The organism is Clostridium sp. AF29-8BH (assembly GCF_003478145.1).
GTDB lineage: Bacteria > Bacillota > Clostridia > Lachnospirales > Lachnospiraceae > Otoolea > Otoolea fessa.
The window spans coordinates 1-9,037 of the sequence record NZ_QUEL01000038.1 but is presented as its reverse complement, the minus strand read 5'-3'; the positions used below and the strand labels follow the sequence as shown (position 1 = coordinate 9,037).

15 protein-coding genes are annotated in these 9,037 nt (G+C 36.1%); 3 read left to right on the top strand and 12 right to left on the bottom strand.

The window, feature by feature from the left end; genetic code table 11:
• Positions 1-193 precede the first annotated feature (193 nt).
• Positions 194-1,099, top strand: a complete 906-nt coding sequence (locus DWZ16_RS14800; RefSeq protein WP_147353434.1) for a hypothetical protein — start codon at positions 194-196, stop codon at positions 1,097-1,099.
• Positions 1,100-1,601: 502 nt separating this feature from the next.
• On the opposite strand, the gene DWZ16_RS14795 is transcribed toward DWZ16_RS14800, so the two are convergent.
• The 9 genes from DWZ16_RS14795 to DWZ16_RS14760 all read right to left on the bottom strand — a co-directional run bounded on the left by DWZ16_RS14795 (position 1,602) and on the right by DWZ16_RS14760 (position 5,154).
• Positions 1,602-1,904 carry a hypothetical protein gene (locus DWZ16_RS14795; RefSeq protein ID WP_118523136.1) on the bottom strand — a complete coding sequence of 101 codons (303 nt, stop codon included), beginning with the start codon at positions 1,902-1,904 and terminating at the stop codon, positions 1,602-1,604.
• Positions 1,905-2,095: 191 nt separating this feature from the next.
• Positions 2,096-2,329 carry a hypothetical protein gene (locus DWZ16_RS14790; protein ID WP_118523135.1) on the bottom strand — a complete coding sequence of 78 codons (234 nt, stop codon included), beginning with the start codon at positions 2,327-2,329 and terminating at the stop codon, positions 2,096-2,098.
• A gap of 148 nt (positions 2,330-2,477) precedes the next feature.
• A complete protein-coding gene (locus tag DWZ16_RS14785) occupies positions 2,478-2,996 on the bottom strand; it encodes an HNH endonuclease signature motif containing protein (RefSeq protein ID WP_207663875.1) in 519 nt (172 codons plus the stop codon).
• Positions 2,997-3,208: 212 nt separating this feature from the next.
• Positions 3,209-3,517, bottom strand: coding sequence for a hypothetical protein (locus DWZ16_RS14780; protein WP_118523134.1), 309 nt, complete (start codon positions 3,515-3,517; stop codon positions 3,209-3,211).
• A gap of 24 nt (positions 3,518-3,541) precedes the next feature.
• Positions 3,542-3,859 carry a hypothetical protein gene (locus tag DWZ16_RS14775; RefSeq protein ID WP_147353433.1) on the bottom strand — a complete coding sequence of 106 codons (318 nt, stop codon included), beginning with the start codon at positions 3,857-3,859 and terminating at the stop codon, positions 3,542-3,544.
• A 25-nt stretch (positions 3,860-3,884) separates the two neighbouring features.
• Complete coding sequence (locus tag DWZ16_RS15620) at positions 3,885-4,049, bottom strand: hypothetical protein (RefSeq protein WP_182427384.1); 165 nt, start codon at positions 4,047-4,049, stop codon at positions 3,885-3,887.
• An 11-nt stretch (positions 4,050-4,060) separates the two neighbouring features.
• Entirely contained in the window at positions 4,061-4,345 is a 285-nt protein-coding gene (locus tag DWZ16_RS14770) for a hypothetical protein (protein WP_118523132.1), read from the bottom strand.
• Between the two features lie 14 nt (positions 4,346-4,359).
• A complete protein-coding gene (locus DWZ16_RS14765) occupies positions 4,360-4,806 on the bottom strand; it encodes a hypothetical protein (RefSeq protein ID WP_118523131.1) in 447 nt (148 codons plus the stop codon).
• Positions 4,807-4,875: 69 nt separating this feature from the next.
• On the bottom strand, positions 4,876-5,154 hold the full coding sequence (locus DWZ16_RS14760) for a hypothetical protein (RefSeq protein WP_118523130.1): 279 nt from the start codon (positions 5,152-5,154) through the stop codon (positions 4,876-4,878).
• A 420-nt stretch (positions 5,155-5,574) separates the two neighbouring features.
• On the opposite strand from DWZ16_RS14760, the gene DWZ16_RS14755 reads away from it, so the two are divergent.
• Both DWZ16_RS14755 and DWZ16_RS14750 read left to right on the top strand, forming a co-directional pair.
• Positions 5,575-6,453 (top strand): ArdC family protein, encoded by an 879-nt coding sequence (locus tag DWZ16_RS14755; RefSeq protein WP_118523129.1) that lies wholly within the window; start codon positions 5,575-5,577, stop codon positions 6,451-6,453.
• A gap of 63 nt (positions 6,454-6,516) precedes the next feature.
• A complete protein-coding gene (locus DWZ16_RS14750) occupies positions 6,517-6,747 on the top strand; it encodes a hypothetical protein (protein ID WP_118523128.1) in 231 nt (76 codons plus the stop codon).
• A 945-nt stretch (positions 6,748-7,692) separates the two neighbouring features.
• Here the strand turns inward: DWZ16_RS14750 and DWZ16_RS15615 are convergent.
• From DWZ16_RS15615 to DWZ16_RS14735, 3 genes are read right to left on the bottom strand one after another with little or no spacing between them, the layout of a single operon-like run.
• Positions 7,693-7,869 carry a hypothetical protein gene (locus DWZ16_RS15615; RefSeq protein ID WP_182427383.1) on the bottom strand — a complete coding sequence of 59 codons (177 nt, stop codon included), beginning with the start codon at positions 7,867-7,869 and terminating at the stop codon, positions 7,693-7,695.
• A gap of 21 nt (positions 7,870-7,890) precedes the next feature.
• The gene (locus DWZ16_RS14740; protein ID WP_118523126.1) at positions 7,891-8,082 is read right to left on the bottom strand and encodes a hypothetical protein; all 192 of its coding nucleotides are present in this window, start codon (positions 8,080-8,082) and stop codon (positions 7,891-7,893) included.
• 34 nt (positions 8,083-8,116) lie between these two features.
• Positions 8,117-8,899: a hypothetical protein gene (locus DWZ16_RS14735; protein ID WP_147353432.1), complete on the bottom strand. Its 783-nt coding sequence runs from the start codon at positions 8,897-8,899 to the stop codon at positions 8,117-8,119.
• Between the last annotated feature and the right edge of the window lie 138 nt (positions 8,900-9,037).

Here is a 9,037-nt window from a genome sequence, read left to right as displayed (position 1 = left end):
AATAAAATGAAAAGAGGCACTTATATGTCTACTGAAAAATAGTAATTACTACTAATTTAAGACTAGATATGTCTACTGAAAAATAGTAATTACTACTAATTTAAGACTAGATATTATTGAGCGCAGAAAAGAAAAGGGGATTTCCAGCTATGATCTTTCTGAACAAGTTGGAAATGGACATTCTAAATTTTGGTTGCAAAATATTGAAAGTGGGAAAACAAAAAAAATCAAAAAGGATGATTTACTTTCTATCTATATGATACTTGAAGGTTCAAATGATCCCAATGAGGTTCTTCCTATTATAGAACAACTTTTAAATCAATCTTTAGGCGATTCTGTTCGACCATGGTACGAATTAATTATCCCTGATTCAGATTACTCTGAGCTATATGAAGAAGATTTGATGGATGCTCTGGACGTTCTATTAGAAGAATATTTTGTTCCTCAAATTTCTGATCGTATATTTGCTATGCCTGTAAATCAAAAACAAGCGGCTTTAACTGCTCTTCGCCATTTTTATTATTCTGTATATAGAAACCCTGATTTAGCTTTTGCTTTAATTGGAATCCCGATATACGGGGTAAATGAGAAAGATCAAAAAGAACATATTAATTCTATGAATGATATACTTTCCTTATATTCAAAATATAATAATATGTCCATTAAAAATAACAGTATGCAAGCTATCAAGGAGCAACAAGAATTTCAAAAAGAAATGCAAGAAGTGTTTGCGGAATGGATTCATGAGGCATTTTCTAATTTCGAGGAAATTATTCCTGAACTATCCAAAGCTATAAAATCTGGCGATCCCGATCTGTGTGCTTTATCACGAAAATTTGTTCAAAACGTTACATTTAAAATTGAGCAAGGACAACCCAATGTCACAAAGCATTATCTGAAATCTTTTCAAATATTTACGGGAAAAGATTTTGCAGTTCATATTCGCGAATGTGTTAATTGGTTTGTAGGCTTTCATGAGCAATATAAACTACCGCTTGTGTATAGCATCTTTTCTCCAGAAACATTAAATTCTATATATGAATACCTCAACAATTATGGAAAGATCAAATTTCGCAGACGCTTTCCCTCTACGGAGTAACGTTTCGTTACCCCCATCCAAGATCACAAAAAGTCACGGTCTATTTTTCGACCGTGACTTTCTTTTCGTTTCCCTATTAAATTTCTATCGTCCTGCTGCCATGTTCTATCCTATTGCAATCTAATGATAGCTCACTGGATGGCAGCAGAATGATATCCCTCATTGAACATATGTTTCCCTTGTGGTATACTATTATCGTATAATTGAACAGAGAGTAGGATGTGACTTTCCATTTATCTGATGCCCTCTAGTCTACAAAAGGAGGGATGCCTTATGATTAGCCTAAGTGATCTTTTGACGCTGTTACTGGTAATCTTCGCGGCTTTGTCATACATAGACAACCATCACGATAAAAAGAAATAAACATCCTCTTCCGCCCAAAGACTAGGATGTTTATTCTTATATAACTATTCTACAGAGGGCAAATCGGACAATCACATCCGATTCACTTTCTAATTAGATTATACTATGGGGTGCTTGACTTTTCAAGTACCCTTTTATATTACTTCTCTCCGTCAAGTATCGCCTTAACCTCATCAAATGTCAAGGAACTTCCCTCTAATGACACAGAATCGTATATAAGCCGTTGCTCGAACTCTCTTTCATAGGATGTTAGAACTTGAGGTTCTATCTTATGTTTGCTTTCTGCAAATATTTTTTGTTTTTCCAATAATCTATTAAAATCCATATTATCCCCATTTACATCTGTCCGATTATGTTCCGCGTATTGTCCATGTTTTAGTTGTTCCTTAGACTTAACCAGCCAATCATAATTTTCCTTGCTTTCCTTAGTCCATTCTGTCATAGAACTTCTACACTCTCTGCCAGTTTCTCTAATTCATCCAAATTCATACTTTCTGCCCCTCTTTTTGGGTATCACATGAAATTACAGTTTCATCGTAAAACCGACCCTCGAAAAACCTAATAAAATCAACGGTTTTTGCCATGTCGCATTTTTGAGAAATCGTGAAAAATGCTAATTTCCTTGATTTTGCGTCAATCTTCGGACAAAACGCCAGCATTTTCCGTTTTTACCTCTGTAAGTGGTTCTCGCTCCATCTTTTCTTTTATCGCCTGTCGAATAAAGCCAGCCTTCGAACATTCTTTAGCAGTACAGTACTCTTCTAAAGTTTTCGCTTCTGCATTAGGCATCGACAATTTGACCTGTGTATAATTGTTTTTTATATATTTTTCATTCGCCTTTTTTCTTGCATCCGTCAGTGCCAACATCGCGCCCTCTCTTTCTCTAATATAAGCAATCCCAAATATTAGGACTACTTATATTAGTATACAACTTATAAGTTATTTATTCAACCTAAAGATGGATAATCAACTTTTAAGTTAATTAATCAATTTATAAGTTAATCACATATAGGCATTAGCTTATTTTCCCTAATATCACACGCACCAGCTTCCACCATACATTTTTCTTATACTTCTTTTCCATCTGGAACATAAATATATCATTTACTCTTTGAAAAAAACTTTCCGGCACAGCAGAACCTTTCAGATGATTGCATCCAAAACAAGTACACGCCAGATTAGAAACGTCATTTGTGCCACCCATCGCCAGCGGCTTGATATGATCGATTGTCACATCTTCCAGCGCCATTTCCCTACCACATAACTCACAGCGTCCTCCGGCATGAATATACAGCAATTTTCGTACATCTGGAGAGAACTTTTTACGGATTCCCTTTGAAGGGATCTGTACTCTTGGAATATTTTCATTTGCCTTTGGTTCTAAATCAATAATATTATCCTGTTTATGTCTTTTTCTTCGTCTGGCTTCTCTTCTCGCTTCTACCTCTTCTTCTGACATGAGCCGCCACAGAATGTAATCAGTATTGGTATCATATACATAATATTCTGCCTTTCTGCCGGATAAATTTTTCATGATATTAATAGCATCTGAAGCACTGTCGAACCGATACGCAAGTTCTAATTTCCGTGTTGTCGCAAGTTCTCCGTCCGCAAATTTTAAATATTAAATAATGGATTCCGTCTGTAATTACAATAGCCATGATATTTTATCTCCTTTTCTCTGGTGGTGGAGTCACTGAATTAGTGACCCCTTTTGCCACCTTTATACCCAAAATCTAATTTTCCCTATCTCTCATATGGGAAAAGAACTGTAGTTGCATTATCTCCGGCTTTCTCTGAAATACGATTTGTGATGATCCAGATTCTGCCTTTTGAAGTCTTATATGCCGCAAGTAAATATAAATCATCTGAATTGCTCAGTTCTTCCTCATTTGCCTTAATATCTTCTGCATCCAGATCTCCCCAGTCCTTCATAGCGAACCGATGTAACGCAAGAACTACTTCAGCGGCAAAACGTTCACTTTCTCCGACTGTTTCGCTTATCCCTCTTGTAATAAGAATCTGACCCATATTGAAAAATTTTGACTGAACCATGATATTTTCTCCCTCTCCTATCTCTTAAATTAACCCGATGATGCCAAGCAATCTATATAGCGGATTCCTGGCAAGTTTTCTTTTGCGTCTGGATCTCTTTCTGGAAATTCTTCTTTTCCTATCCATGAATGCAAGTGTGTCTTCCAATGCCACATAGTCCATGAGTTCAAATGGATTTAATAAGTCCGATGATGTAGTTAAAGTTCTGTCGATGATTTCTAACCCCTCTGCTGTTGTGATGATTCTAAAATTGAACATATCCGTTCCCGTTCCTTCCTTATATAAATATGATTGATTTACACAAGCTATAGCTGAATAGAAGCGGAGGACTGAACCTCCCACGGCTTAACCGTCACTTCCCATATGATTATTTTTCTACTGCTTCCGGCTGTTCTGGTTTCAATTTATCCTCATACCACTTGATAGAACCGCCCTTATAGTTGATTTTTGGCTGTAAAATGCTACTCCGTCCAATCTGTTCTACTACTCCATTTTTAGTGACTGTCGCAAATTCATATGATATTTTCTGCATAACTGATCCCCCTATTCTTCTACTCTGGTTAATTCCATACCAACACTCGATACATCCGGCAGATACATCCCCAAACTTTCTAATGGAATGAGAAGAGTAAAGCCGTCTGGACTCTGGAACTGTGCTATTTCATCATTGTTCTTGATATAGGTGTACACCCTGCTATCATTGGCGAAAATGTAGAAAATGTATTTACCACCTATCTGATAATAATTTCTTGCTTCTCCGGCTGTCTCTGTTCTAATTGCTTCAACGCACATCGTGAGCTTGCCTGTATTATCTCTAAACCGTTTCATAATTGATCCCTTTCTTACTGCTGATCTTTCGTCATGTAATCAAATAACTGTGCTTTGAGCCGGATGATCTCTGCATCCTTTTCTTTCAACTGCGCTTCAGCGTTCTTGCTAAACTTTCTCAAATCAGATAAAGCCTTTTCTGTCCCGGTCGTATCGCGTTGAAGTTCTGAATTAACATTACATAAACGCTCTAATTCATTGTTAGCAGTTTCAAGATCCGCTTTCAGCTTATTGATCTCTTTCTGCTGGTCTGATATAAGCAAGAACGCCTTTCTTGATTCTTCCTCCGCTGATTCTGCGCGTTGTTTCATACTGCACATAAAATCATTGTCAATGTTGGATTCTGCTATATCCGCACATCCTTCAAATGCTGTCGCTACATAACTATCAGAGCCAAGCGATCCCATCAGTTCACGGATCTTCTTCAATGCTTTTCTTTCGTCCTTTTTCATCATCATCATTCTGTTTTCTCCTTTCATCCTTCCCACCCGTTTGAATGAGTGGGAAGGATTTTATATAATGTAAGTTTTTTACTTGACATACAAGCAGCGATACTGAGAGATCCGCTGATACTCTGCAAGACTTCCTAAATCTGCTTCAAGTCTCTTGCTATCCAGTGTCCGGCGTTCACAGGTGGAAACCTTAACGGTAAAATCTTTTCCTGTCTCTGTGATTTTCTGGTTTGTATCCAGATAACCGATGATCTCACGCTCTAATGCTTTGACCTGCTCCGAAACTTTATCAAGTGAAGTTTTCATTTTGCGATAATCAGCAACCACATTTTCTAATTCTTTCATCGTTCTGCACATATTAAAAATACCTCCTGTTGATTTTCTTCTTATATGAAACTGTTCTTATCTGGTTGATAGAGAAGCACCGCTTCAATCATCTTCCCGACTATTAGATACTATGCTGTGTGTCAGTTCTTCACGGGTATATGGTTTTGAAGTTCAGAGGTTTTCGACCTCTTCGGTGTTGCTCTGTATCAACCTTATGGCTGTATTATACATTAGTACTAATACTATTTCAATTCGCAGATTCACAAGATTGTATTAGTACTAATATCATTTATTTATGCATTAGTACTAATACTTTTGATTTTTTATAGATCATGACTAAATACCGCCACTTTATATTGGTACTAATGTGCATTGAATATGTATTGGTACTAATATATAATATAGTCAAGAAATCAATCAAGAACCTTTTAAGAGAGGACGGACAATCATATGAGAGAAAGAACAATCGAAAGAAAAGAAAGAACTAATGTATATCAGATGGTTACAGACAGAATCATCGCTGAATTAGAAAAAGGAAGAATACCGTGGGAAAAACCTTGGACAGGTGTTAGAAGCGGAGCATATAACAGAATAACAAAGAAACCTTATTCTTTACTGAATCAATTAATATTAGGAAAAGCCGGAGAATGGGCGAGCTTCAAACAGTGGCAAGACTTAGGCGGTCACGTTCGAAAAGGAGAAAAAGCCTCATTTGTTACTTTCTGGAAGATAACAGCAGTCGATGAGGAACAGGAAGACGGTACAATGATAACTAAACAGATTCCATTATTGAGATATTACAATGTCTTTCATATTTCACAGGTTGAGGGCGTTGATCCTTTACCAGAAGAAGAACTTAACACAGAGATAGAACCAATTGAGGAAGCGGAAAAGATCAAGAATGCTTACAAAGAACGTGAGCATATCCCGATTAAGGAAGTAGTTACAAATGACGCTGGATATTATCCATTATTCGATCAGATTAATGTACCATGTAGGGAACAATATCAGATAGCAAATGAATTTTACAGTACTTTGTTTCATGAAATGATTCACAGCACAGGACACAGAACTAGGCTCAACAGATTAACAAGTAATGAGTGTTTGAGATTTGAATCAGATATCTATTCTAAAGAAGAACTCACGGCAGAATTTGGATCGGCAATGCTTATGAATATCTTAGGAATAGAAACAAATAAAACCTTTAGAAATTCTACTGCATACATTCAAGGCTGGTTGAATGCATTAAAGAATGAACCACGGTGGATCGTGTCTGCATCAAGTAGGGCAGAAAAAGCGGTTGAATACATTCTGAACGGTAAACAGTAACAGATGTAAAAAAGGGTGTCACCGGAATGATGACACCCTACACATAAAAAGGAGAATGAACACATGGAAAGAATGATTAAATTATTAGGAATGGTTGCTATTATAGGAGTTATGTTATTTGCTGGCTTTGATCTGGGTCGGTATTCTGCCGGACATTCTGCCTACGTTGACACCGGATCGGAAGAGTTCCAAAATAATTTCGTTGATATGCGGAAAGTCACTAATTACAACGCAACTGATACAGGTTTATATATCTATCTGGAAGATGGATCGGGGTATTACTGGGAACGATGATGATTTGATGATAATTGAATAGATGGGATAGAATAAAAATCACGGTCTTATATTATAGGCTGTGTTTTTTTGTATGCTCTGGTGGTGGTGTGATGCTTGGGTGTAAATTTTATTCCTAGTGATTTAGTAGGTTGTTGGTATCGGGGGATGTTAAAACTCTTGATTCTAAACGGTTTCTTGATTTGGGTAATAGCAGGTTCATCTTTACACACGGTTAAAAAACAAATGTTCGATAAAATAAATCTCCCATCACATCCTATCAACACCACAATCCAGCAAAGCATCCAGAAAAAACATCAGTTCGATAAACCCACCCTTTTCTCTTCCAATCTCCCCTAACCTATGCTATAATAATCTCATGGGTGCTACCATATCACGGTAGGCGGTTGTCCTTCTCCAGAGGGACTGTGACCCTCTGATTACATAGAAACTGGAAACAGAATCTAGAAAAGGAGGGCTTAACCAATGAGTACAGCAGATGTTATTGCACTGATAGGCTTATGCTTTATGTGCTTTAGTCTCGGCTACAAAGTTGGTCGAGATAGTAATAAGACACAAAAATAACCGCCCCCTGTCCTGAGAAAACAAGAGCGGTTATTTTATAACACAATTATTCAGGACAACCGTCTATCGGTAGCATCCTTTATATATAATATATCATTTTACTGTTGAATATGCAAGAGATTTTCACTGCTGAAAATTCCGTCGCGATTTCCGACAGAAATAACTAGAAAATCCCCCATTGCTCTGCATATCAATCTAGCTTTCTGCCATCCCATTTGATGAAAATTTCAAAACCAATGCAATCGGTTTAGGACTCCATCTCCTACCCTACCGGGGGGGGGTATGTTCAAACCTGTAGAATTTAAGTACCTAACCAGATGCCCCGGTATTGATAATATGGGGAAAATTAATTTACAATAATAAATCTTTCATCATATATACCTATAACGTCAATTCGTCTACATCCACATTTAATAGAGATAATTTCTTTCTTGTGATTTTGATCTGGTATTCCAATTCAGAATTACCAACCTCTCCATTTGCTTTCTTGATACGCTGGAGATCGGTGTACTTGTCAATCAATACCGCGATCAGTTCGCTTTCTGTCATTTCTTCCATTTCATTTCCACCGCCTTTCATTTACCTATTTTTTTCTTTCACTTCTATATTTAAACCTCCCTTTTCTACTACGATTCTACAATTTCCTTCCGTAAAAAATTTCATAAGTGCTTCTAAAATAACATTAGCTTTCATGCCATATTCATCACAAGTTTCCTGAAATTTTTTTAATGTCTCTGCATCATATGTTGTACTCCATTGTTTTTTTGCCATTTTTATACCTCTCTCATTCTATAATGCTTTCAAATCATCTCCGATAAATAGCATTTACACCAAATTTCGTATACTCTCCAATTCTATAATGTTCAACAAACTCTTCATCTTCTTCCCACTTAGAAATAGCTGTCTCCATATTACTCATATGTGAACGCTGGCGGATAAAGAAATCCAGATAGCTAATTATCCCGCTTTTTGAAAGAATATTATTATCAATTATTACTGCCAATATTTTTTGTCTTGCAGTTGATGATAAACCTGTAGTTTCTGATACATTATAACCATACTGCATTAAAATTGACTCTTGCGCTAATTGCATTTCTCCCATATGATATGATTTCTGATATGTTTTTTCATCACAAATACGACATACAATATGGCTATAGCTTTCTTTCAATCTTCTAAATGTACTTTCCATTATAAAATATGTATTACATTTCTTACAATGTCCAGCAGAAATTCTTACTAACCTTTGCTTATCTCTTCTATCAATAACTAATACTGTTGCATCCAAATTTTCCACCATATGATGATTATGAATACATTTAAAAATATTACCTCTTACAACAAAATCTTTCACACCGATTCTTGGTAATTTTTTCAATTCATTTTGTTCTTGACGTAATTTTTCTTCTAACTGCTTTTCTCTCTGTCTCCTTTTTTCCTCACTCTCATGTTCAACACTTAAATATGTTTTCTTTACACAATGAAGGGAATTTTTATTGCAAGGGATTTTCCAATACATGCACATTTCATTTTTAAAGTAACGGCAAGAAACGTCCATTGCTGATTTTCTTTTTACAATCTCAACCACTGAATCTTTATTTTTTCTTTTATTCTCTTCTGTTATATTATTGTTATTAGATTGTTTATTTTCTATTGGTAGTTTACCGAAGAAGGCTAAATATCTTTCAAATGTACCATTTTTTTACTGTAAGTACATTTGACGATA